Raw genomic sequence first — 23,839 nt, 5'->3', positions numbered from 1 at the left:
TGACGCTCCTACGACGCGCGACCCCCGCGAGACGTTGGCCGGATCCGGTCCCGAAGAGGTCACGGTCCGGACTCGTCATGGACACCCTCATGGGTGCCTGCACCGGCACCTTCGCCGACACCTCACGGGCACCGGGGCCCGCGGGACTGTCGGTGGGGTCTGGGACAGTGGAGACATGCACGCAGACACACGTACGGGCACGGGTCATGTCGTCGTCATCGGGGGCGGTATCGCCGGTCTGGCCGCCGCCCACCGGCTGCTGGACGGCGGGGCGCGCGTGACCGTGCTGGAGGCCTCGGACAGGCTCGGCGGCAAGCTGCTGCCCGGGGAGATCGCCGGCGTCCGGGTCGACCTCGGCGCCGAGTCGATGCTCGCCCGGCGGCCCGAGGCCGTGGCGCTCGCCCGCGAGGTGGGCCTCGCCGACCGGCTCCAGCCGCCGGCGACGGCCGGCGCCTCGATCTGGACGCGCGGGGCGCTGCGACCCATGCCCAAGGGCCACGTCATGGGCGTCCCGGGAGACGCGGCCGCCCTCTCCGGAGTCCTCTCGGAGGAGGGCCTGCGCAGGATCGAGCGCGACCGCGACCTGCCGCGCACGGAGGTCGGTGACGACGTGGCGGTGGGGGAGTTCGTCGCCGCGCGCCTCGGCCGCGAGGTCGTCGACCGTATCGTCGAGCCCCTGCTCGGCGGTGTGTACGCGGGCGACGCGTACCGCATCTCGATGCGCTCGGCCGTCCCCCAGCTCTTCGAGGCGGCCCGCACCCACACATCGTTGACGGAGGCCGTCCGCGAGATCCAGGCGAGGGCGGCGAAGAACCAGCAGACGGGACCGGTCTTCACCGGCATCGAGGGCGGCATCGGCGGGATCCCGCTCGCCGTCGCGGAGTCGGTGCGCGCCCGGGGTGGCGAGATCGTCACGGGAGCGCCGGTGACGGAGCTGCGGCGCATCGAGGGCGAGGCGGCCGGGGCGGACGGCGGCGGGCGCTGGCGTGTCGTCGCCGGTGGCGAAGTCCTCCATGCCGACGCCGTCGTGGTGGCGGTGCCCGCCGGTGCCGCGGCCGGGCTGCTCGGCGCCGAGGCCCCGGCCGCCGCGGCCGAACTCGCGACCGTCGAGTACGCCTCCATGGCGCTGATCACCCTCGCCTACCGCCGCGCCGAGATCGCCCTCCCCGAAGGGAGCGGTTTTCTGGTGCCGCCTGTTGACGGGCACACCATCAAGGCCTCGACGTTCGCCTCCCAGAAGTGGGGGTGGATCGCGGAGGAGGACCCGGACGTGGTGGTCCTGCGCACATCCGTCGGGCGTTACGGCGAGACGGAGATCCTCGGCCGGGACGACGCCGGCCTCGTCGACGTGTCACGGCACGACCTGCGTGAGGCCACCGGCCTGCACGCCGAGCCCGTCGAGACCCGGGTGACCCGCTGGACCGACGGACTGCCCCAGTACCCGGTCGGCCACCACGCGCGCGTGGCTCGCATCCGCGAGCACGTCGGCAAGCTGCCGGGCCTCGCCGTCTGCGGAGCGGCGTACGACGGCGTCGGCATCCCGGCCTGCATCGCGAGCGCGAACGCGGCCGTGGACAAGCTGACCGGCGACCGCGCCGGACTGACGGACGCCCTGATCACGAACCCGGTGCAGAGCCTGCACGGCGGAGCGGGAGAATAGCCCCATGAGTGACGACGCCCCCACCACCGGCCAGGCCAGGATTCCGAACGCCGGCAAGAAGGCCAAGGACCTCAACGAGGTCATCCGCTACACCCTCTGGTCCGTGTTCAAGCTCCGAGACGTGCTGCCCACGGACCGTGCCGGGTACGCGGACGAGGTCCAGGAACTCTTCGACCAGCTCGACGCCAAGGACGTCACCGTCCGCGGCACGTACGACGTGTCGGGGCTGCGCGCCGACGCCGACCTCATGATCTGGTGGCACGCCGAGACGGCCGACCAGCTCCAGGAGGCGTACAACCTCTTCCGCCGTACGCAGCTGGGCCGCGCGCTGGAGCCGGTCTGGTCGAACATGGCGCTGCACCGGCCGGCGGAGTTCAACCGCTCGCACATCCCGGCGTTCCTCGCCGACGAGACGCCGCGCAACTACATCAGCGTCTATCCCTTCGTGCGCTCCTACGACTGGTATCTGCTGCCGGACGAGGACCGTCGCCGGATGCTCGCCGACCACGGCAAGATGGCCCGGGGGTACCCGGACGTGCGGGCCAACACGGTTGCCTCGTTCTCGCTCGGTGACTACGAGTGGATGCTCGCCTTCGAGGCGGACGAGTTGTACCGCATCGTGGATCTCATGCGGCATCTCCGGGCGTCCGAGGCGCGGATGCACGTCCGGGAAGAGGTGCCGTTCTATACCGGGCGGCGGAAGTCTGTTGCCGAGTTGGTCGCGGGGCTCGCGTAGTCGCTCCGCGGGTGGGCTCGGATGCCGGGTGCGGGCGCGTGGGGGCTGGTCGCGCAGTTCCCCGCGCCCCTAGAGGGGCGATGCCGGACTCGGCTCCTTGTGCGGTGCGCAGGTTGCGTTCTGTGCCGGGAGCTCGCCCTTCAGCAAGTACGCGTCCAAGTGGGCGTTGACGCATGCGTTGGAGGCGCCGCCGATGCCGTGGGAGCCCGAGGCCCGTTCGGTGACCAGGGCCGAGCCGGACAGACGGCGGTGCAGTTCCAGGGCGCCGGTGTACGGGGTCGCCGCGTCTCGCTCTGCGGCCAGGATCAGAGTGGGCGGCAGCTCGCCGGGTGATGTCCGTACGTCGAGCGGACGTTGGCGCGGCAGGGGCCAGTAGGCGCAGGGCAGGTTCGTCCAGACGTTGTCCCAGGTCTCGAACGGGGCCACGCGCGCCAGCCGGGTGTTGTCGCGGTCCCAGGTGTGCCAGGCCCGCGGCCACGGGGCGTCGTTGCACTCCGTGGCGGTGTAGACCGCCTTGCTGTTCTCCTGCTCCTCCACCGCGTCCGGGTTCGGCCCCGCCTGCCGGATCAGCGGCTGCGGGTCGCCCTTCAGATAGGCGGAGAGCGCAAGCGCGCGCTGCGGCCAGTAGTCGTCGTAGTACCCGGCCTGCAGGAACGCGCTCCGGAGCTGACCCGGACCGACCTTGCCGCCCGCCGGTTCGGCGGCGAGCCGTGCCCTCGCCCGCTCGTAACTGCGCAGCACCTCCTCCGACGTGCGGCCCAGCCCGTACACCTTGTGGTGCTTGGCGATCCAGGTGCGGAAGTCGGCCCAGCGGCCCTCGAAGGCGGCCGACTGGTCGAGGTTGTTCCGGTACCAGACCTTCTCCGGATCGGGGTTCACGGCCGAGTCGAAGACCATCCGGCGTACGTGCGAGGGGAACAGCGTCGCGTACAGGGAGGCGAAGTACGTGCCGTACGAGGCACCCATGAAGGTCAGTTTGCGTTCGCCGAGGGCGGCGCGCAGGACGTCCAGGTCGCGGGCGTTGTTGAGCGAGGAAAAGTGCCGGATCTCGCGCCCGGACCGCTCGACGCAGCCCCGCGCGTACGCCTTGGCCCGCGCGATGCGCTCCTCCTTGTACGACTCCGAGGGGTACGTCGGCGACTGCGAGGGGCCCTTCAGGAGCGTTTTCGGGTCCTGGCAGGAGAGCGGCGCGGAGCGGCCGACCCCGCGCGGGGCGTAGCCGACGAGGTCGTACGCCCCGGCGATGCGCTTCCACTCGGGGATCATGCCGATCAGCGGGAAGTACATGCCCGAGGCGCCCGGACCGCCGGGGTTGAAGACCAGCGAGCCCTGCCGAGGGACCGGCCGTCTGCCGTCCTTGCCGGTGGCCTTCACCCGGCTGACGGTCAGTTTGATCTTCTTGCCCTCGGGGTGCGCGTAGTCGAGCGGTACCTCCACCGTGCCGCACTGCAGGCTGCCCGGGGTGTCCTGCTCCTCCGAGCAGTTGCCGAACCGGATGCCCTCGGCGGCGGCGCGCTGGGCGGCGACGGCCGTGCCCCGCAGTTCGGTCCAGCCGGGCGAGGTCTGGGCGCTGCCCGCGGGGGCGGCGACGACGGCGGTCAGAACCAGGGACCCGGCCGTTCCGTAGAGGGCGGCAGCTCGCATCGCGTTCCCTTCAGTGCACGGCAGCAACAAAAGGGATGTTTCGTTTGGTACTTGGCGAAGTAAAGCACCGGCTCGCCGGTGTCGGCCCAATGACCCCGATGCGCGTCCGGCGTGCGTCCCGGGCGCGCTCTAGGCGTGCGGTTCGCGGTGCGCGAAGGCCGCACGCAGGTCCGGTTCGCCGATCGCGCGGATGCCGCGTACGGCCACGGTGGTGAGGTACGTACGGTCGTCGCTGCCGGTGTCCGCGCGGCGGGCCAGGGCGCTGAGCAGATGCTGGCCGGCCGGGGACGCCCAGCGCGTGTAGGGGTGGACCTCGATGCGGGCTATGGCGAGGCAGCTCAGGGTGAGGATGAGCGGGAGCGTGAACCAGATGGCCACCAGGGGCCGGTTCTCCTGCGCCTGAGCAGGCATCAACAGGGCGACCGCGCCCAGTACCAGCACGGCCGCCGCCGCGGCCCGCACCTGGCGGACGGCGCCCGCGACGGTGGTGCGGGCGCCGTCGGGCACGGCGAGGCCCGCCGCGACGAGGCGGTCGGCGAGGACGCGTACGGAGTCCGCGGCGGCCGCGGTCGTACGGACCGGCGCGATCCGTGACTGGCCGTCCGGGCCTATCGCGCCCAGCACCGAGCGTTCCATCTCGTCCCGGCCGCGCGGGTCCACGACGGTCGCCCAGCCCGTGTGGGCGAGCAGCAGACGGCGCTGGCGGGCCATCGACACCAGCGTCAGATCGGCGACCCGCGCGGGGCCGCCCGAGAGGAACGCCGCCTCGTAGAGCGTGAGGCCGCGGCCGTTGAACCGGTCCGTCTCGTCGACGACGGCGGCGGCGCGGACGGAGGCCAGACACAGACGCGTGCAGGTGGTGCCGGCCGCGACCCAGGCCAGGAGCAGGAGGAGGACCCAGAACATGCGGGATTTCTATGCGAAGGAGGCCGGGGCGCGCCACGGCTTGTTCACAATTTGGACGGAGCGTCGTCACAGTGTGACGTTTCGCTTCGCTGCGTTCCGGTTGTCAGGGCTTCTTGTTCCCGGAGTTGTCCCCGCCCTTGTCCCCGTCCTTCGAGGCCTCGGACTTCTTGGTCTCCTTCGGCTCGTCGTCCTCCGGCGGACGGCTCGTCGCGGGCGGCGGCAGGGTGTACGTCGGTGATGGGGAGGGGGAGACCGGGACGGCCGGGCTCGGGGAGTCCGTCGGACCGGGCGGGGCCGGGGAGTTGGTGAGCGGCGGCGGGCTCGCGGTGGCCGCGTCCCGGGCCAGGGCGTCGAAGTCGACGAGACCGGTGGCCTCCAGGACCGTGATGTGGTCCAGGACCGTGGTGTTCGCGTCGTCGGCGAGGCGGCGGACGAGCGAGTTGCGGGTGCTCGCGCGGACCTGGGCGACCAGGCCGAAGACCTTGCCGTGCGCCTTGCGCAGGATGTTCGCGAACTGGACGTCGTATTCCTCGCCCCGGGCCGCGCTCAGCGTGCCGAGCCACGCCTGCTGCTGCTCGTTGGGCTGGTTGGGCAGCTGGAGTCCGAGCTGCGAGGCCACTTCACGCACCCGCTCGTCCAGGAACGTGTGCCCCTCCACGAGGTGCTCGCCGGCGGTCTTGACCGCCTGGGTCGTGCCGCGTTCCCCGGCCTGCTGGCCGGCGGGCAGCTCCCACAGGCCCGCGAGCCGCACCTTGGTGACGAAGTCCCGGTCCAGCGCGGACAGCGGACCGTACCTCGTCGACAAGGTCTGGGCGTTCAGCGTGTCCACACCGGTGCCCGACCGGTCCGAGTACGACCAGATCGGGAAGATCAGCGCCACGAGGGTCGCCGCCAGGCCCGTGACGATGAGCCCGGTGCCGCTGAACAGTCTGCGGCTGTTGATGGATCGCATGGTGCCTCCTGTTGCGGCACCGCACGTTAGTGCGCTTCGGGTCGGGCTGGAATATTACTGCGCGGCGTACGCCAACTGAGGTACGGGTTCGGACGGTTGCCGTGCGAATCCGGACAGACAGCCGCAGGTGGGGTGTTTTCGCAGGTGGAGACGGTGTCGCGGCGCGCGGACGACGACGGGCGGGCTTCCGCGCACCACGCGCACACGCGGGGTGCGCCCGGCGTCGGCCGGATGCGAGCCCGCGCGCCCGGCCTTCGGGGCAGGGGCACTGAGCAGGCAAGGGGTCCGCGGTGCTGTACAGATCCGGCGCCCATGTCGTCCGGTGAGCGATGTCACGCGGTGACGAAGGCCTCTACGCCCGGCGTCGACTCGTTCTCAACGCCCCGGTCGGACCTGTCGGCGCCTGGGCGGGACGCGCCTCAGCGCCTCAGCAGTACCCGTCGCGTGGCGCGGGCCAGCCGGGCCGCCGGGTGCTGCGACAGCGGCGCCGGGCCCGAGCGCTCCAGCCACCAGTCGCTCACCCGCCGCCGTACGTCCGGGTCGTCCAGCCGGCCGCCCAGAAGCAGATGCTCGGCGAAGTCCAGCGCGTCCCGCCGGTAGCCGCCGGTCATCGGGTGGCCGTGCGCGTACGCGACGAACGTCTTGCGGTACGCCCCCGCCAGAATCTCCGGCAGCTCGGGCGCGACCTTGGCCACGACATCGGCCCGCTTGCCCGCCAGCGCCCGGGCCTGCACCGACAGCCGGGTCCCGTCGAAGCCCTCCGGCACGGGCGTCCCGGCGACCAGCGCGGACAACAGGGCAGCCTGCGCGAGGGCGAGCCGCTGACGGGAGGGGTCGGTGGACGGTGATGCCTTCAGCGCGTCACCGGAGCCCGGGCGGTCGCCGGAATCCGGTCCGGCGGTTCCGGAGCCGTCGGAGGTGACGTCGATGGATGCCCGCTCGGCGGCGGATTCGGCGGCAGCCTCGTCCGCGACCTTCGTCGGCTCCGGCGCCTCCGATGCCTTCGGAACCACCGAAAGAGCGCCCTTCGCCACCGTCTCCCGGATCGCCGTCAGCTCTCGCTCCAGCTCGGCCGGGGTGGGGAAGTTCTCGTCGCGCTCCAGGAGCACGCCCGGCGGGCGGACCCGGGAGGACAGGTCGGCGAGGATCGCGAGAACGGCAGGCGGCACGGCGTGGGCGTGGCTGTCGTGCCAGACACCGTCGCGCTCGAAGCCGCCGGCGACATGGACGTACGCGATCGCCTCGACGGGCAGTTCGTCCAGGGCCTTGGCGGGGTCCTCGCCGCGGTTGACGTGGTTGGTGTGGAGGTTGGCCACGTCGATGAGGAGGCGTACGCCGGTGCGGTCGGCCAGGTCGTACAGGAACTGTCCCTCGGTCATCTCCTCGCCCGGCCAGGAGATCAGCGCCGCGATGTTCTCCACCGCGAGCGGCACGGGCAGCGCGTCCTGGGCGATGCGGATGTTCTCGCAGAGGACGTCGAGGGCGTCCCGGGTGCGGGGGACGGGCAGCAGATGCCCGGCCTCCAGGCGGGGCGAGGCGGTGAGGGCCCCGCCCGCGCGGACGAACGCGATGTGCTCGGTGACCAGCGGGGAGCCGAGCGCCTCGGCGGCCGCCGCGAGATCGGCGAGCTTTCCCTCGTCGGGACGGTCTGCGCCGCCGAGCCCGAGCGACACCCCGTGCGGAACCACCGTGACGCCGCGCTCGCGCAGCCGCACCAGCGACTCCGGGAGATGCCCCGGGCACACGTTCTCCGCGACGGCCTCGACCCAGTCGATGCCGGGCATGCTCTCCACGGCCGCCGCGATCTCCGGCCGCCACCCGATCCCCGTACCCAAGTGCTTCATCGCGTCCCCCTCCTTCACCACGGCTTCACCAGGACCTGTGCGTCGTCTCCTTCGACGGACCTGTTGTTCCGGCGTGACGGGGTCATGGCCCCGGGAAGCGGGGCCGAACCCATCGGCGGGGACGTTCAGAGCAACATTTGAGCTTCGGGACGGGCCGAGGTCATCCCTCGCTAGGGCGTGGGAGTGGGCGAGGCCCCGCCCGGATTGTCCGGGTCCTCGGCTTCCGGCCGGTTCGTGTTGACCGTGCCCGGCGCACCCGGTGAGGGCCGCGAGGTGGTCTGGATGTCGCCCGACGCCTCAGCGGGCGGTGCCGCGGGCGGTGCCACGCCCGAGACCGGCGGCGGCGGACCGCTCGGGCTGGCCGTCGTTCCGGCCACCGAGTCGTTGGCGATCGCGTCGAAGTCGATCGCGCCGGTCTTCTCCAGGACCGTGATGTGGTCGAGCACGGTCTGGTTGGTGTCCGAGGCGAGCTGACGGACCAGCGTGTTGCGCGTCTGGTTCCGGACCGTGCCGATCACCGGGAAGATCTTGCCGTGCGCGGACCGGAGGAGGTTCGCCCACACCTTCACGTAGTCCTCGTCCGACGCCGCGGACATCTGGTTCAGCCAGCCCTGCTGCTGCTCGTTGGGCTGGTTCGGCAGTTCGACACCGAGATCCCGGGCGACGCTGCGTGCGCGCTTGTCGAGGTCGGTGTGACCGACGATCAGGTGGTCGGCCGCCTCCCGTACCGGACCGTCCTGGAAGCGCTCAGCGGCCTGCTGCCCCGCCGGCAGCTCCCACAGACCCGCCAGCCGCACGCGGACGATCAGGTCTCGGTCATTGGCGGTCAGCGGACCCCAACGAGTCGGTACGGTTCCGGAGGCGAGGTTCGCCTGCCCCGTACCGGCGCGGTCCGCGTACGACCACACGGGGAACGCGAGCGCGCCGAGTGTGCCGACGAGTGCCACGATGACGAGGGCCGTGCCGTTGATACGCCGCAAAGGTGCCTCCCGGGATATGCCAACTGGTCGTTGGGAATCTGTACTTGGCCAGCGCAGGGAGATACGTGCGGGGCGTGCGGTGTGTTCAACGGCCGATGTTTGGTGAGTCACTTTTGTTGTTCGGGCGTGTCGCGAGGACCGGGGCCCGCCCGGTCCTCGCGACACGCTGTCGGGCCGGGCTCGCTCAGCTGAACGGGTCCAGCGTGATGTACGCCGTCTGCGGGTTGCTGTCGTTGACCAGGGACTCGTGGTTGCCGACGTCGTCGAAGGCGAAGCCGTACGCCTTGCCGTCGGCCATCTGGGCGTGGATCTTGCGGGAGTAGTGGTTGGTCACGTTGTCCTGGTAGAAGCCCGCCGAACTCGTGTCGGGCTGGTTGGGGTTGGTCAGGAGCGTGGACCGGTTGTAGCCCGCGCACAGGGTGCGGGAGATCGGGCCGCGCACCAGGTCGTTCGGCGCGTCAAGATGCTTGTAGCAGCCGAAGATGCTGTCCGAGTCGGGCTTCTGGAAGCTGGTCACGACGGCGCCCGAGCCGTTGGTGAAGTTCATGACGTTGCCGGAGACCCTGCCGTAGTACTTGGTGGCCGGCTGGTTCGCGAACGGTGTCACGGTCAGCGTGGAGGTGGCGTACTTGGCCCACACCCGGTTGACGTAGTCGTTCATGACGGTGCTCGGCAGGGCGCCGGACTCGATGCCGTGGCCGGGCGCGAGGGCCCGCAGCACGGTTCCGTCGGAGCGGGTCCTGATGAGGTTGGCCCAGCCGCCGGGCTGGCCCCGCAGGGCGTTGAAGAAGCCGTTGTAGCCGCCCGGCTTCAGGTGACCGGTGTTCTTGACGGTGCCCGCGGTGTTCTTGACGCCGACCGCGTACGGGGCCGAGAACATGTCCACCTGGGTGCTGTTGATCCACAGTCCGGAGTCGTTGAGCGTGTACTCGGTCCAGTTGAAGAGGATGTTCGCGTTCGGGTCTGTCGGGTTCTGCACCGCGGGCTGCACGAGACCGCCGGTGGTCAGCTTGAAGACGAGCTTCTGGCCGTACGAGAAGTAGACCCGGCCGGAGAACTTCGGCATCCGGATCGTCTTGGTCTGGCCGTTGGCCGGTCCGGCGATCGAGGCGTCGGGTGCGGGGGTCGGCGGATTGCCGCCGGCGGGCCAGGCGTGGAACGTGCCGTTCGCGTCGGCCCAGCCCTGCTGGCCGGTCGAGAGCAGGGTCCCGATGTTGTAGATGTAGATCTGGTCGCCGCGCCCGGAGTTGTTCTTGAAGTCCAGCGGGATGGTCGTGGGCACCGCGGCTTCGGCTCGGGGTGCGGGGCCCACCGTCGTGAGTCCCGCGGTGACGGTTGCCGCGGCGACCAGGGCCACCAGCGCTTTCCGTAGGGCAAGCACGCTCGTCCTCCTGCCAGGTGGGCTTCTCCCACCGGAGTCGAAATGCGACGGACGGATGGTCGGGGGCCGCGTCCCGTCATGGGGAGGCAAGAGGAGGCGCGGCCCCTTCCGGTCGTTTGAGAGCGCTCTCAGAGTCTCCCCATGAGTGGGACACGTCAAGGTCTAGACCAAGATGGTCATCGTCGGGCCGGCATCGATGACCACGGCCACGCACACCTTCGTGCGGGAAGGCGTCTTCATGCGGGAACACGTCTTCGTGCGGGAACACGTCACGACGACGGGCCGTGGGTCCAGGAACCCGCGAGGAGCGTGGCGTGCACCGGCATCTCGCGCAGGGTCCGGGCGTCCGCGGTGAGCGGGTCGGCGTCGGTCACCACCAGGTCCGCCCGGTCGCCGACCCGGATCAGCCGCTGCCCCCGGGACGAGCCGGCCAGGGCGTCCGCCACCGGGATCCGCTGCTCCGGGTGCCACGGCGGGCGCTCGTCGCCGGTCCGGGTCACGGCCGACGCCATGGTCAGCCAGGGGTCGAGCGGTGCGACGGGGGCGTCGGAGCCCAGCGCCAGGACGGCACCGGCGGCGAGCAGGTCGGCGAAGGCGTACGCCCGGTGGGTGCGGCCCGCCCAGTGCCGGTCGGCGACATCCCGGTCGTCCACCGCGTGGGTGGGCTGGACGCTCACGGTGACGCCCAGTTCGGCGAAGCGCGGGATGTCCTTGGGAGCGAGCAGCTGGCCGTGCTCGATCCGGCCGTGGCAGCGCACCGCCTCGAAGGCGTCGAGGGTCATCTCGTTGGCGCGGTCCCCGATCGCGTGGATGGCGGGTTCGATCCCGTGGGAGGAGGCGCGGCGCAGCAGGGACACCAGCTCCTGCGGGGGCAGTTGCTCCAGTCCGTGGGAGCCGGGCTCGCCGGGGACCGCGCCCGGGTACGCCTCGTGGCACAGCGCGGTGCGGGTGTTGAGCGAGCCGTCGGTGAGCAGCTTGAACGGTCCGACCTCCAGCAGTCCGCCGGGGGTGTCCAGGATCTGGCCGGTGCGGAGCCCACGGCTGATCGCCGCCTCCAGCTGCGGGGACCAGATGGAGGCCGCCACCCGGAGCGGCACCGACGCGCCGTTCATCCGGCGGGTCCAGTCCGCGATGTTGTCGGCGTACTCGAAGTCGACGATGCCGGTGATGCCGCGCGCGGCGGCGGCGACGCAGGCTTCCCGCACCCATTGGTCCGTCAACTCCACCGAGGCGGTGGGCAGTTCGGCCATGGCCTGGATGCACTCGTCCTCGCGCAGCAGTCCGGTGGGGTGATCGCCGCGCCCGACCAGGGCGAGTCCGGCCGAGTTCAGCCAGGCGGAGTGCAGATCCATGCTGATCAGCAGGGCGGGACGGTCCGGGACGAGGGCGTCGAGCAGGTCCTTGTGGGGCGCGTCCGGCCACAGTCCGTCGCGGAAGCCGTGGCCGATCATGGGCTCACCGGCCGGCAGGGCGACGGCCTGGCGGCCGACCGCGTCCGCGGCCTCCCGCGCGGAGCGGGCGCCGGACACGTCGAGCCGGCGGCGCAGGCCCGCCCACTGGACCATGTGTACGTGCGAGTCCCACAGCCCCGGCAGCAGCGTACGGCCGTCGAGGTCGAGGCTCTGCCCGTCATCCCGCGGTGATTCGCCCGCGGGGAAGACGGCGTTGACGAGACCCGACTCGATACGGACGTCGCTCGGCGGTCCGCCCGCGCCGAGGTGGACGCGGCGCAGGGTGAGCGGCTCGGCGGTGGCCGCGGGGGTGCCGGGCGCTGCGGTGTTCGTGTGGGTCACGGCTTCCTCCGGATGTCGCGCATGGCGCGGGCGAGTTCGGGAACGGCGTACGGTCGGCCGGATTCGAGGGCCCCGGCAAGGCGGAGGACGATCTCCTCGCGCTCGTCCTGGCTGAGCTTCGCCTTGGCCGTCACCTTCGTGGCGGGCAGCCGGAATCCGGTGACGGCGGCGGCGATCCGGTGGGCGTAGCGCTCCACCCGGGCCAGCCGCCAAGGCTCGGGAAGGCCGTCCTCGAAGTGGTCGACGGTGGCGGACAGGACGTCGTAGGTGTCCGCCGGGTCCAGGACCTCGGGGCGGCCGTGGACGTGCAGGACCGTGAAGTTCCAGGTCGGCACGTGGGGTGTCTCCTCGTACCAGCTCGGCGAGATGTAGCCGTGCGGTCCCTGGATCACGACGACCACTTCGTGGGAGCCGAGTTCGTGCTTCCCGGCGTCGGTCCTGGCGAGGTGGCCGAGCAGCGTGGTGTCCTGGCGCGAGTCGTCGACCAGGACCGGCAGATGGGAGACGACCAGTCCGCGGTCGGGAGTGTGGCTGATCAGGGTGGCCCACGGGTGGGCTCTCGCGAGATCACGGATCCGTCCGGGGTCGTCGACCCGGAAGATCTCCTGCTCCAGCATGTGCGCTGTTCCGTCCTGTCAGTTCTCGGCCGTTGATTCCGGTCCGTCGGTTCTCGTTCTCGGCTGTCGGTTCTCGGCCGTCAGTTCTCGGGGAAGTGGCAGGAGACCTGCCGTTGCCCGTCGGTCGCCGGCGCGGTCGGCACCGGCCGCTCCGTGCCGCAGAGGTCCTGGCTCTTCCAGCAGCGCGTGTGGAAGGCGCAGCCCGCGGGTGGTCGGGTAGGGCTGGGAGGGTCGCCCTGCAGCACTATGCGGCCGGTGGCGCCCCGCCGGCGCGGGTCCGGATCGGGGACGGCCGAGAGCAGCGCCCGGGTGTACGGATGCGCGGGGCGGGAGTAGACGGTGTCGCGGTCGCCGTGCTCGACGATCCGCCCCAGATACATGACGGCGACCTCGTCGGCGACATGCCGCACCACGGCCAGATCGTGCGCGATGAACACGTAACTGAGCCCGAACTCCCGCTGCAGCTCCTTGAACAGGTTGATGACCTGCGCCTGCACGGACACGTCGAGCGCCGACACGGGCTCGTCGCAGACAAGGATCTTCGGGCGGAGCGCGAGTGCCCGGGCGATGCCGAGGCGCTGGCGCTGCCCGCCGGAGAACTGGTGGGGGTGGCGGTGCGCGTGCCCGGGGTCGAGCCCGACCATGTGCAGCAACTCGTGGGCCCAGGAGGCGCGTTCCTTCTTCGGCATCATGTCGCGGTGGATGTCGAGCGGCTCACGGACGATCTCCAGGGCCGTCATCCGCGGATCGAGGGAGGTGTACGGGTCCTGCATGACCAGCTGGATGTCCCGCCTGCGGCGGCGCAGTTCGGCCGAGGGGAGGGCGAGCAGGTCCCGGCCCTCGACGAGCACGGTGCCGGAGGTGGGCCGGTCCAGGGCCATCAGCAGGCGGGTGAGGGTCGAATTGCCGCATCCGGACTCGCCCACGAGGCCGAGGGTCGAGCCCCGCCGCAGGGTCAGGTCGACGCCGTCGACAGCCCTGACCGTGGCCCGGCGCCGGCCGCCGACGGGCAGCCCGCCGGACCGGTAGTGCTTGACCAGGCCACGGGCCTCAAGGAGCGGGACATCGGTCTCAAGGAGGGGGACACCGGTCGGGACGTCATCGGGCACCGGAGACCTCCAGCGGATAGTGGCAGGCGACGAGGCGCGCGGGCGGGGCCGGGAGCAGCATCGGCTCCTGCGTCGCGCAGCTCTCACCGGCTTCGGGGCAGCGGGGGTGGAAGGCGCAGCCGGAGGGCAGCAGGCCGGGTCCCGGCGGGCTGCCCGGGATCGGGGTGAGGTCGTCGGTGTCCCCGTCGAGGCGGGGCACGGCGGCGAGCAGCCCCCGGGTGTAGGGGTGTGCGGGCCGGTCGTACAGCTCCTGGACCGGGGCCTGTTCCAGGATGCGCCCGGCGTACATGATCGCGACCCGGTCGGCGGTGCCCGCGGCGAGCCCCAGGTCGTGGGTGATCAGCAGCAGGGCGGAGCGGGTCTCCTCGCGGAGTTCGGCGAGCAGTTCCATGATCTGGGCCTGCACGGTGACGTCCAGGGCGGTGGTGGGTTCGTCGGCGATGAGGACGTCGGGGCCGAGCGCCACCGCCATCGCGATCATGATCCGCTGGCGCATGCCGCCGGAGAACTGGTGGGGGTGGTCGCGGTAGCGCCGGGCCGGGTCGGGGATGCGGACCCGGGCCATCAGCTCGACGGCCCTGGCGCGGGCCTCGCGGCGGCCGACGCCCTCGTGGGCCCGTATCGTCTCGGCGATCTGGAAGCCCACGGTGAGCGTGGGGTTGAGGGCGGACAGGGCGTCCTGGAAGACCATCGCGATGCGCTTGCCGCGCAGGGTGCGGAACTGGTCCTCGGGCAGCGTCAACAGGTCCGTGCCCCGGTGGCGGGCGATGCCGCCGACCCGGGCCGTGGTGGCCGGGAGCAGGCCCATCACGGCCATCGCGGAGATGCTCTTGCCGGAGCCCGACTCGCCGATGAGCGCGAGGGTCTCCTCCTCGTGGAGGGTGAACGAGACTCCGTGGACGACCCGTTGGGCGGCGCCTGACCGGGACAGCACGTCGACGGTGAGGTCCTGGACGTCCAACAGCGGTGCGTTCAGGGGCGTGTGGTCCACGACGGGGTCACCGGCCTCTCGGATCCAGGGCGTCACGCACGGTGTCGCCGAAGGTGATGAGCACGAAGACGGTGAAGGAGAGGAACAACCCGGGGAAGATCAGCAGGTGCGGGTGGGTCTGGAAGGAGTTCTGGGCTCCCGCGAGCTGAAGTCCCCAGGAGATCGAGGGGGGTTGGAGCCCGACACCGAGGAACGTCAGCGCGGCCTCGGCGACGATCACACCGCCGACGGTGATGGTGGCGAGGACGAGGACCGGGGTGAGGGCGTTCGGCAGGACGTGTCTGCGCACGATGTGCCACTGGCTCGCGCCGAGACCGCGGGCCATCACCACATAGTCGGCCTCGCGCACCGACCGTACCGACGCCCGTACCACCCGGGTCATGGTCGGCCAGCCGAAGAGCGCCAGCACTCCGGCCACGGTCGGTACATCCCGGGTGGTGAAGCTGTTGAGGACGACGATCGCGCCGAGCAGGAACGGGAAGCCGAGGAAGACGTCGGTGATCCTGGCGATCACGCTGTCGACGATCCGCCCGGCCATCCCGGCGAGGCAGCCGAGGACGAGTGCGACGGCGAGCCCGAGGCCGGTGGCGAGCAGTCCGACGCCGAGTGAGGCGCCCGCCCCGTGGATGACGTTGGCGTACAGGTCGCAGCCCTGGACGTCGTAGCCGAAGGGGTGTCCGGGGGCCGGGCCCTCGGCGCTGTGGCCCAGCTCGCAGACGGTCGGGTCGCCGTGGCCGAACCAGCCCGCGAAGAGCCCCGGCGCGGCGGCGAGCAGGAGGAGCAGCAGCGCGCAGCCGCCGGTGAGGAGGAACACCGGCCTGCGGCGCAGCTCGTGCCAGGTTCCCTGCGGGGCCTGGTACGAAGTCTCGGGCGAAGTCCCTTGTGTCCCAAGCTTTTCAGGGGAGAGAGCGGCGTCAGTCATGGCGGATCCTCGGGTCAAGGAGGCTGTTGAGGAGGTCGACCAGGACGCTCGCGGCCAGGAAGATCAGGATGAGCGCGGTCGACACCCCCACCACCGTCGGTCCGGCGTGGGCGCGGACGGCCTGGAAGAGCAGCTGGCCGATGCCGGGGAGGTTGAAGACGCCCTCGATGATCACGGTGCCGCCGAGCAGGTATCCGAGGTCGATGGCGAGATAGGTGACGGCCGGGATGAGCGAGTTGCGCAGCACGTGGACGCCGACCACCCGGCGCCGGGTGAGGCCCTTGGCGACGGCGGTGCGTACGTAGTCGGCACGCAGGTTCTCGATCACCTCGGCCCTGACCAGCCGGGACACCGACGCCAGTCCGAAGGCGGCGACACACAGCGCGGGCAGCAGATAGCTCGTCGGCCAGCCGTCGGTGTTCCCGGCGACCGGGAACCACCCCAGCTGCACGCCGAGCACGACCTGCGCGGTGTACGCGAGCACGAACACCGGCACGGAGGTGGCGCCGATCGTGAACGCGAGCACCGTACGGTCCGTCCAGGTCCCCTGGCGCAGCGCGGCGAGCACGCCGAGCCCGATGCCGACGACCGCCTCGATGCCCCAGGCGGTCAGCGCCAGCTTCAGGGTGACCGGCCAGCGGTCGGCCATCTGCTCGGCGACCGAGCGCCCGCTGAAGTCGGTCCCGAGATCGCCGTGGAAGAGCCCGGCCAGATAGTGGCCGTACTGGACCAGCAACGGATCGTCGAGGTGGTGCTGTTCGCGCAGGGCCCGCGCCACGCTCGGGGCGAGCGGCCGGTCGCCGGCGAGCGCGGCGATGGGGTCGCCCGGCAGGACGTACGTCATCGCGTAGATGACCAGGCTGATGCCGAAGAAGACGAGCAGCGCCTCCAGCAGGCGGCGTATGAGGTACGTCATCCGGGGTCTCCCGTGATGTCGAGGGCGCGGGCGTGGTCCGCGGCGGCCAGCAGCGCCCCGTACTGGATCCCGGCGAGCGTGGAGATCGCGATCGGGTCGCCCGTGACCGGGCCGGCCGCGCGCTCCCACGTCTCGTAGGTCTCCAGCAACTCCCGGTGGCAGCGGCGTACTTCGGGGGTGGCGGTGCCCGCGACCACTTCCGCGTTCAGGGCGCGCAGCAGCATGCCGCCGAAGCGGACGCGGAGACTGTGCACACCGGCTTCGCAGTCGAAGCGTTCGGACACGGTGGCGGGCCGGTCGGGCAGTTCGTCGGCGCGGGCCGACTCCATCGTGGCGAGTTCGGTCAGCGACGGTACGAACTCCCGGACCGCCCGCAGGAACGGGGACCGGATGGTCAGATGCGGGTTCGCCGCGTCGAGGATGCCGCCCAGGAACGCCCCGGCCTCTCCCAGCGCCCGCGCCCGGCCCCGGACCACGTCGGCGTGGCGCCGCTCGATGGGCGTGTTGTCGTCGGCGTCCGGGTGGCTCCAGTGCGGCACCTCGGTGACGAAGTAGAAGGTGCCGTAGCGCTCGGCGTACGCGGCGCTCGACGAGCCCGCGATCTTGGCGGCTGCGTCGACCCCGAGCCCTTCGAGATAGTCGTACGCGTCCTTCATGTCGATGCATCCGTAGACGGCCGGGGAGTACACGGGGGCGTGGGCGGCCTCGGGTTCGCCGGTCGCCAGCGGCATGCCGAGGGAGGCCGGGATCTCGGCCAGGACTCCGTACAGCTCGGGAGCCGGACGGTTCATGTAGTAATAGACGCCGCCCGCCTCGCAGTTGTGCAGGGTGGTCAGAAAGCGCGGCCGGGTGGCGTCCAACAGCCGCATCAGCGCCAGGGTTTCGGGCAGTACGCGGTCGAACCACGCCTTCTTGTAGGCGAACGGGAAGGTCCACTCGACCTGTTCGTTGCCGGCGGGCCGGTAGAAGTGGCGTCCGTAGTTGCGCTTGTCGGTCGGGGTGGCGAACCAGCCCTCGTTGAGCCGGGCCCCGTCCGGGTCGATGCAGGGCACGATGTGCCAGGCCCCGCCGAAGTGCCCGCGCAGTTCCGGGCTTTCGCACAGGGCGGTGGCCAGGTGCAGGGCGGTCACCGCGCCGACCGGCTCGTTGGGGTGCACCCCGCCGACGACGACGTATCCGCCGTCCCCGTCCGTCGTGAGGCTCGCGGGTCCTTCACCCACCGTGAAGCAGTACAGGGGTTCGCCGAGGGTGGAGGTGCCGATCCGGCTCTCGGTCACCAGTCCGGGATGAGCTGCGGCCAACTGCCTGAAGGAGGCGAGGAGTTCGTCCACGGCCGGGTAGGCGTGGGTCTCGGGGACGGTCGCCGCGTGCCGTACCCAGTTCCCGGGGGACGGCATGGCGGGGGCGGACTGCTCGGATGTCGCGGCGGTCATGCTGGTGCGGATCTCCGGGATGTCGGGGGTGCGGGGTGCGGGTGCCGGCGTACGCGTACGTGCACGGGGTGCGGGACGGTCAGCCGACGACGGATATCCGGCTGAGCTCGACGTCGGCCGGGCCGACCGTCACCCCGGTCACCCTGGGAGTGCTGGCGTAGATGTAGCTGCCGTAGAAGAGCGGGATCACCGGGAAGTCCTGGAGGATGCGCTTCTGCGCGTCGTTGTAGAGCTTCGCGGCCGCGGTCGTGTCGGGCGCGCTGTCGGCCTGCTGGAGCAGCTTGTCGACGTCTCCGTCGCTGTAGTGGCTGCACACCTGGCAGCCGCCGGCCTTGGTGAAGATGCCGCGCAGGGTCGCCTGCATGCTCGGATAGAGGGCGCCCCAGTGCGAGTGGTTGAGCCCGGTGATCTTCCCGCCGAACGCCTTATCGCTGAACTCCGCCCAGTCGGCGGTCGGTTGGGCCCTGACGTCGGAGATGCCGAGGTTCTGCCTGAGCTGGTTGGCGACCGCCTTGTAGAGCTCGTCGAGACCGAGCCCGCCCGGATAGGTGATGGTCAGCTCGCCGGACCAGCCGCCCGCCTCCTCGAGCAGCTTCTTCGCCGCGGCCGGGTCGTACGCGCAGGCGTCGCAGATGCCGGTCTCGGCGCCGACCTCGGAGGACGGGGTGAGGGAGGTGGCCGGGGTGTAGAGGCCGCCGTAGATGGCCTTGTTGACCGCGGACCGGTCGATCGCCATGGACAGCGCCTTGCGCAGTCGCACGTCGTCGAACTTCTTCCCCTGCAGCGGCAGGCCCATGAACTCGAGCGACGGCGCGTCGTAGGTGTGCAGCCGGTCCCCGAAGTCGGCCTTGGCCTGGCCGTACTTGCTGACCGGTACATAGGCCAGGTCGATGTTGCCGGCCTGCACGTCGGTGTACGCGGTGTTGAGGTCGGCGTAGCTCTTGAAGGTGATCTCGGACGACTTGGGCTTCGGCCCCCGGTACGCCGCGTAGGCGTTGACCGTGGTGCCCTCGTCGGCCTTCCACGCGGAGGTCATCCGGAACGGACCGTTGCCGATCGGCTTCCTGTCGTAGCTCTTGGGGTCCTTGAACGCGGCCTTCGGCATCGGGTAGAAGCCGAGCTGGCTCGGGGTGAGCTGGAGTGGGAACTGGCTGTCCGGGCTGGTGAGGGTGACGTCCAGGGTCGTGGCGTCGACGACCTTGAGGCCCGAGAGCGTCCTGGTCTTCGGCTTGCCCTTGGCCGGGTTCAGCGCCGCGTAGCCCTCGATGCCGGCGAGCTGGCCGTTGCCGGCCCAGCCGTTGGGGGCGTAGGCGGTTGCGTTCCAGGCGTCGGCGTAGCTCTGGGCGGTGACCGCCTCACCGTTGTGGAACTTCCAGCCGGACCTGAGCTTGATGGTCCAGTGCCGGGCATCGGTGGAGGTCACCGACCTCGCCTGCACGTAACTGATCCCGCCCTTGGCGTCGACCTTGACCAGGGGGGCGAAGAGCACGCGCAGCTGGTCCCAGCCGACGGTGCTGCGGCCCGGGGTGAGATGGTCGGGCTCGGCGACGGCGACCGAGAATCCGCCGGCCTTCGCCGAACCGCCGCTGTCTTCAGCGCCGCCGGAGCAACCGGCACAGGCGAGGGCGAGAACCAGGGCCAGCGATAGGCTCGCCGGGGCTGTGAACATGGGTGATCTGGGCAAGACGACTCCATGGGAGAGCAGGGGCGCGCCATGGCCCGGCCCCAGGGAAAGGGCCTGGGCGACCGGGTGCTCACCAGGGCGCGTACCGGGATACTGGGCGTCGCTGAGATGCCATGTCAATGCAAAGCTGCGAAACTTTTAAGATGAGATGAAAGTTTACGAGGAGGAATCAATGCCCGGCGAGGCTCCCGCCAGTACCGCGCACGACAGTTCCGGACGTCACGACAGCCCCGGACATCGGGACAGTGCCGGCGGTTGGAGCCGGGAGTCGTTCGTGGAGGAGGTCGGCCTGGTCTGGGAAGCGGCCGGGAGCAGCCGGATGGACGGCCGCGTCATCGCCTACCTGCTCATCACGGATGTTCCGTACGTCTCGTCGGCGGACCTGGCCCGCGCCCTGCGGGTCAGCGCCGGATCCGTCTCGCTCGCGACCCGTCGCCTGGTCGAGGCGGGGTTCATCAGACGGCACGCCGTGCCGGGGGAGCGGAGCCACTACTTCCGCGTCGACGACGACGTGTGGGGCAGCTTCCTGGCCGGTGAACGCCGCCATCTGAACCGGCAGGAGCAGCTCGCCGAGCGGGCCCTGGAACTGCTCGGCCCGGAGGAGGAGGCGCCTCGCCGCCGCCTGGGCAACATGCGCGACTACATGCGCTGGCTCCGGGAGGGCCACCACGTCCTGCTGGCACAGTGGCGTACCTACCGGTCCCAGGCCGCCGACCAGGCGACGGACCGGCCGACGGACGACACCGCGGACCCGGCCGCCGGACTCCGGGAGGAGGGCGGCCCGGCGGCCGGGGAACCGTCGTCGACGCCCGCGCCGACGGACGACGAGGAGATCCGCGACCACATCTCCGCCACACTGAGCCCGGTCCTGGCACGGCATCTCGTACCGGACGCGCTGTGGGCCGCCGCCGAGCCGCTGCTGGCCTCCGGCTCCGCCAACGAACGCGCGGCCTTCACCGCCGTCGTCTATGTGCTCACCTCGGGCTGCAGCTGGCAGCAGCTCCCGGCGCAGTTCGGGGTCTCGCACTCCACCGCGCACCGCCGCTTCACCGCGTGGAGCAGGGCGGACCTCTGGCAGCGCTGGCTCGACACCCTGTCCGCGGCGCCCGTGGACGCCGCGGACCTCGCATGGTGCTCGGTGATCGTCGGGACGGCCGCCAACCGCAGGCCCGGCAGCGGAGGGTGACCGGCCCGGGGTCGGCCCCGGGCCGGTCAGGGACAGGTCAGGCGCCGGGAACGGTGTCCTCGAACCTGGTGCCCGCGCCGCGGTACGCGTTGAGCCTGGCCGTGACCTGGGCCGGCGTGAGCACCTGGTCCTTGACGTGCAGGACGTAGTCGACCTGCTGGTCGTACGCCCGCGCGGTGGTGCTGGTCTGGCCCGCGAGGTCGATCAGCCACTGGTTGAAGTTGATCGACATGGGCCGCTCCGGCAGGTACTGGGCGCCGTGGGTGCCGAAGAGCTGGCCGTCGACGTAGTACTTGATGGTGCTGTTGTCGATGGTCAGCACCAGGTCGTGCCAGCCGCTGAAGCTCTGGCGGGCTTCGGTGTGCTGGTTGACCGCCACCCACGGGTCGGGCTGGTAGGTCTCCCAGGACGTCGTGTAGAGGATGTTGGCCGGCTCGCCCCAGCCGCCGTTGGGCAGGTACTCGAAGTCGTACTCGGCGTAGTCGTCCGCCATCGGTGCCTTGAGGTCGTTGATGGTGAAGAACGTCTGGACGAGACGGTCGCCGTCCGGGCCGTACTTGGGGGCGTCGCTGAACCTGACCCGGGCCGCGTAGGTGCCGTTCTTGAACTTCGTCGCCCTGGTGAGGATCTCGGTCTGCTCGGTGCTCGCCGCGGTGCCGGCGGTCGAGGTCTCCAGGTTCATGATGGAGTTGCCGCCGGTCGTGGAGAAGGTGACGTTCTCGGGCGCCCAGGTGGCACCGGGCACGCCGGGGCCACCGGAGTTGGAGCGCACGTTCCAGCCGTTCGCCGAGATCCTCGGGTCGGTGTGGCCGCTGTAGTTGAAGTCGTCGAACAGCGCGGCGCCCTCGGCCGGAGGGTCGGTCGGCGGGTCGGTGGGCGGATCCGTCGGCCCGTTGCCGGCGGGGGCCTCGCCCCACAGGAGGGTGCCTCCCAGCTGGGCCGTGACCTTGGTCCAGTCGCCGTACGACGTCCGGGACGCGCCGAAGGAGTAGTCGTCGCTCTGGTTCAGCGACGCCCAGTTCGACTGGAAGAAGCGCAGTTGCAGGTCGCCGGTGTCGGCGCCCGGGGCGAGCGAACCGGCACCGGAGGTGAAGCCGACCTCCAGGTAACGGTCGGCCGTGGCGGTCGGGTTGGCGAGGGTGCCGAAGGTGCCCGTGACGTTGGCGCAGCCCTTGACGGCCCAGGAACAGGCGAAGCGGTAGGTCGCGCCCGCCGAGTCGGCCTTGAAGTAGTAGCGGACCTTGACGCCGCTCAACTGCACGCTCGTGGTGCCGGTGTTCTTCACCTTGAACCAGGGTTCGGCCTGGTCGGCGCCGGCTCCCGTGGCGCTCGTACGGTACTGGACGCTCAGCCCGTCGGCGGCCGCGCTCGCGGTGGTGGGGAGTGCGGTGAGCGCGGCGGCGCCCATGGCCACGGCGACGGCGGTGTGTGCGGTGGCGCGCAGCCTCTTCTTCGCGAATCTCATCGTTGTTCCTCTCCAGAAAGGTGGGGGTGATTCCCGGAACGGACAGGCGTGGGGAGGGTGTGAGCGGGGAGCTGTCAGGGGTGGCGGCGGATGCCGAGCGCGTCGAGCCGGGCGGTGTGCCCGTCGAGCCGGGCACGGAAGTCGGCCCAGTCGGTCGCGCCGCTCCAGCCGCGGTCGGCGAGGGCGCACAGCCGCGGGTAGGTGAGGTACTCGATGTGGGCGGGCGTCGTGACGAACTCGGTCCACAGCTGGGTCTGGGTGCCCAGCACCCGCCCGGCCGCCTCGGCGTCCGCGTCCTCGGGTACGGGGTCGTGCGCGTGGACAGCGCGCAGATCGACGACGGTGCCGGGCTGGGCAGGCGGCTCGTGCGGAGCGTCGGACTGGGCGTGGTCGAGGTAGGTGGCCCGGTGGTACGCGTTGATCACGGGGTGGCCGCGGCGGGCCGCCGTCAGGGTGTGGGACTGGTCCCGCCAGGTCATCACCGTGAAGTCCAGGGGCAGTTCGGCGCCGGTCTCCGCCCAGCCGACCGGTCGGCGTCCGCGACGGACGAGGAAGTCGCCGATCTGTCCGAGGAACCACCCGTGCAGCGCCTCGGGGTTCGGCAGACCCTCCGCCACCGCCCGTTCGCGTGCCGCGGAGCTGTGCGTCCACTCCGCGGTGGGGCACTCCTCGCCGCCGAGGTGGATGTACGGCGACGGGAAGACGTCCATGACCTCTTCGAGGACGGTGCGGCAGAAGTCGAGGACCTCGTCGTGGACACCGAGGACGGTGTCGCACACACCCCAGCGAGTCCAGACGTCGAGGGCGCGGTCCGGGTGGTTGCCCAGCGAGGGATAGGCGGCGAGGGCGGCGCGTACATGCCCCGGCATCTCGATCTCCGGCATGACGGTCACGCCGCGAGCGGCCGCGTACCGCACCAGAGCGGCCAGTTCGGCCCGCGTGTATGCACCGCCATGCGGGACGCCGTCGTACGTACCGCTGCCGGCCGGGCCGATCTGGGACTCGGCGCGATGGCCGCCGATCTCGGTGAGCTTGGGACGGGCGGCGACCGGCATGCGCCAGCCCTGGTCGTCGGTGAGATGCAGATGGAACACGTTGATCTTGTGCAGGGCCAGCACGTCGACGTACCGGCGCAGATAGGAGACGGGCTGGAAGTGGCGTGCCACGTCCAGCATCGCGCCGCGCCAGGGATGACGCGGGACGTCGGTGATGTCGGCACAGGGCAGCAGCCACGGCGTACCGCGCTCCGGAGCCTCCGACAGGGCCTGCGGGGGCAGGAGTTGACGGATCGTCTGGACACCGCGCAGCAGACCGGTCGGGTGTGCGGCGCGCAGCAGCACGGCGTGCGGGTCGACGGTGAGTTCGTACCCCTCCTCGCCCAGGCCGCCGAGTCCCGGGTCGAGCGCTAGGGCCAACTGCCCCTCCGGGGACGGCCGCAGGGACAGACCGGTGGCGGGGGAGAGCAGCGTGCGCAGCAACTCCGCGGCCGGTTCGGCGCCCGCGCCGATGCGCAGCGCGGTGTCGGCGTCGAGGGTGAAGTGTCCCGGCCGGAGCGCGGCCTCGCTGGGGCGGGGGACGAGGGTGAGTACGGATCGGGGTGCGGGCACGGGTCGCCTCCGG

At 71.3% G+C, this 23,839-nt stretch carries 18 protein-coding genes and 2 pseudogenes; 4 read left to right on the top strand and 16 right to left on the bottom strand.

All coding sequences use genetic code 11. The annotated features are described in order from the left end of the window. Window positions 1-175 precede the first annotated feature (175 nt). Together hemG and hemQ are read left to right on the top strand one after the other, a co-directional pair. On the top strand, window positions 176-1,660 hold the full coding sequence (gene hemG / locus JEQ17_RS12575; protein ID WP_200395347.1) for a protoporphyrinogen oxidase: 1,485 nt from the start codon (window positions 176-178) through the stop codon (window positions 1,658-1,660). 4 nt (window positions 1,661-1,664) lie between these two features. Beyond that, a complete protein-coding gene (gene hemQ / locus JEQ17_RS12570) occupies window positions 1,665-2,396 on the top strand; it encodes a hydrogen peroxide-dependent heme synthase (RefSeq protein WP_200395346.1) in 732 nt (243 codons plus the stop codon). Between the two features lie 69 nt (window positions 2,397-2,465). On the opposite strand, the gene JEQ17_RS12565 is transcribed toward hemQ, so the two are convergent. The 14 genes from JEQ17_RS12565 to JEQ17_RS12500 all read right to left on the bottom strand — a co-directional run bounded on the left by JEQ17_RS12565 (window position 2,466) and on the right by JEQ17_RS12500 (window position 19,568). Further along, window positions 2,466-4,040, bottom strand: coding sequence for an alpha/beta hydrolase (locus JEQ17_RS12565; protein WP_200395345.1), 1,575 nt, complete (start codon window positions 4,038-4,040; stop codon window positions 2,466-2,468). Between the two features lie 129 nt (window positions 4,041-4,169). Then, window positions 4,170-4,946, bottom strand: coding sequence for a TIGR04222 domain-containing membrane protein (locus JEQ17_RS12560; protein WP_200395344.1), 777 nt, complete (start codon window positions 4,944-4,946; stop codon window positions 4,170-4,172). 103 nt (window positions 4,947-5,049) lie between these two features. Beyond that, window positions 5,050-5,898 carry a DUF4142 domain-containing protein gene (locus JEQ17_RS12555; protein WP_200395343.1) on the bottom strand — a complete coding sequence of 283 codons (849 nt, stop codon included), beginning with the start codon at window positions 5,896-5,898 and terminating at the stop codon, window positions 5,050-5,052. Window positions 5,899-6,317: 419 nt separating this feature from the next. Then, window positions 6,318-7,742: a DUF692 domain-containing protein gene (locus JEQ17_RS12550; RefSeq protein ID WP_200395342.1), complete on the bottom strand. Its 1,425-nt coding sequence runs from the start codon at window positions 7,740-7,742 to the stop codon at window positions 6,318-6,320. Window positions 7,743-7,912: 170 nt separating this feature from the next. After that, on the bottom strand, window positions 7,913-8,722 hold the full coding sequence (locus JEQ17_RS12545) for a DUF4142 domain-containing protein (protein WP_200395341.1): 810 nt from the start codon (window positions 8,720-8,722) through the stop codon (window positions 7,913-7,915). Window positions 8,723-8,906: 184 nt separating this feature from the next. Beyond that, window positions 8,907-10,103: a glycoside hydrolase family 64 protein gene (locus JEQ17_RS12540; RefSeq protein WP_407700048.1), complete on the bottom strand. Its 1,197-nt coding sequence runs from the start codon at window positions 10,101-10,103 to the stop codon at window positions 8,907-8,909. Window positions 10,104-10,372: 269 nt separating this feature from the next. Then, window positions 10,373-11,896, bottom strand: a complete 1,524-nt coding sequence (locus tag JEQ17_RS12535; RefSeq protein ID WP_200395340.1) for an amidohydrolase — start codon at window positions 11,894-11,896, stop codon at window positions 10,373-10,375. Beyond that, the gene (locus tag JEQ17_RS12530) at window positions 11,893-12,513 is read right to left on the bottom strand and encodes an FMN-binding negative transcriptional regulator (RefSeq protein WP_200395339.1); all 621 of its coding nucleotides are present in this window, start codon (window positions 12,511-12,513) and stop codon (window positions 11,893-11,895) included. Before JEQ17_RS12530 ends, JEQ17_RS12535 begins: the two co-directional genes overlap by 4 nt. Before the next feature lie 80 nt (window positions 12,514-12,593). Continuing rightward, window positions 12,594-13,622, bottom strand: coding sequence for an ABC transporter ATP-binding protein (locus JEQ17_RS12525; RefSeq protein WP_200395338.1), 1,029 nt, complete (start codon window positions 13,620-13,622; stop codon window positions 12,594-12,596). After that, window positions 13,612-14,613 (bottom strand): ABC transporter ATP-binding protein, encoded by a 1,002-nt coding sequence (locus JEQ17_RS12520; protein ID WP_234048173.1) that lies wholly within the window; start codon window positions 14,611-14,613, stop codon window positions 13,612-13,614. Before JEQ17_RS12520 ends, JEQ17_RS12525 begins: the two co-directional genes overlap by 11 nt. 7 nt (window positions 14,614-14,620) lie before the next feature. Further along, complete coding sequence (locus tag JEQ17_RS12515; RefSeq protein ID WP_200395337.1) at window positions 14,621-15,535, bottom strand: ABC transporter permease; 915 nt, start codon at window positions 15,533-15,535, stop codon at window positions 14,621-14,623. Continuing rightward, window positions 15,528-16,451 (bottom strand): ABC transporter permease, encoded by a 924-nt coding sequence (locus JEQ17_RS12510; RefSeq protein WP_200395336.1) that lies wholly within the window; start codon window positions 16,449-16,451, stop codon window positions 15,528-15,530. The genes JEQ17_RS12515 and JEQ17_RS12510 overlap by 8 nt, the downstream gene beginning before the upstream one ends. Next, the gene (locus JEQ17_RS12505; protein ID WP_200395335.1) at window positions 16,448-17,884 is read right to left on the bottom strand and encodes a M14 family zinc carboxypeptidase; all 1,437 of its coding nucleotides are present in this window, start codon (window positions 17,882-17,884) and stop codon (window positions 16,448-16,450) included. Before JEQ17_RS12505 ends, JEQ17_RS12510 begins: the two co-directional genes overlap by 4 nt. Before the next feature lie 79 nt (window positions 17,885-17,963). Further along, window positions 17,964-19,568 (bottom strand): peptide ABC transporter substrate-binding protein, encoded by a 1,605-nt coding sequence (locus tag JEQ17_RS12500; protein ID WP_234048172.1) that lies wholly within the window; start codon window positions 19,566-19,568, stop codon window positions 17,964-17,966. Between the two features lie 148 nt (window positions 19,569-19,716). On the opposite strand from JEQ17_RS12500, the pseudogene JEQ17_RS50860 reads away from it, so the two are divergent. Together JEQ17_RS50860 and JEQ17_RS50855 are read left to right on the top strand one after the other, a co-directional pair. Then, a pseudogene (locus JEQ17_RS50860) lies at window positions 19,717-20,034 on the top strand (MarR family transcriptional regulator); the annotation flags it as partial. Window positions 20,035-20,199: 165 nt separating this feature from the next. Continuing rightward, window positions 20,200-20,644: pseudogene (locus tag JEQ17_RS50855) on the top strand (transposase); the annotation flags it as partial. Between the two features lie 147 nt (window positions 20,645-20,791). On the opposite strand, the gene JEQ17_RS12490 reads toward JEQ17_RS50855, so the two are convergent. Together JEQ17_RS12490 and JEQ17_RS12485 are read right to left on the bottom strand one after the other, a co-directional pair. Further along, on the bottom strand, window positions 20,792-22,219 hold the full coding sequence (locus JEQ17_RS12490) for a cellulose binding domain-containing protein (protein ID WP_200395333.1): 1,428 nt from the start codon (window positions 22,217-22,219) through the stop codon (window positions 20,792-20,794). 74 nt (window positions 22,220-22,293) lie between these two features. Continuing rightward, on the bottom strand, window positions 22,294-23,826 hold the full coding sequence (locus tag JEQ17_RS12485) for a beta-N-acetylhexosaminidase (RefSeq protein ID WP_200395332.1): 1,533 nt from the start codon (window positions 23,824-23,826) through the stop codon (window positions 22,294-22,296). Window positions 23,827-23,839 lie beyond the last annotated feature (13 nt).

Source organism: Streptomyces liliifuscus (assembly GCF_016598615.1).
In the GTDB taxonomy this organism is placed as follows: domain Bacteria; phylum Actinomycetota; class Actinomycetes; order Streptomycetales; family Streptomycetaceae; genus Streptomyces; species Streptomyces liliifuscus.
The sequence above is the reverse complement of the archived record's forward strand: the minus strand, read 5'-3'. Positions and strand labels throughout refer to the sequence as shown.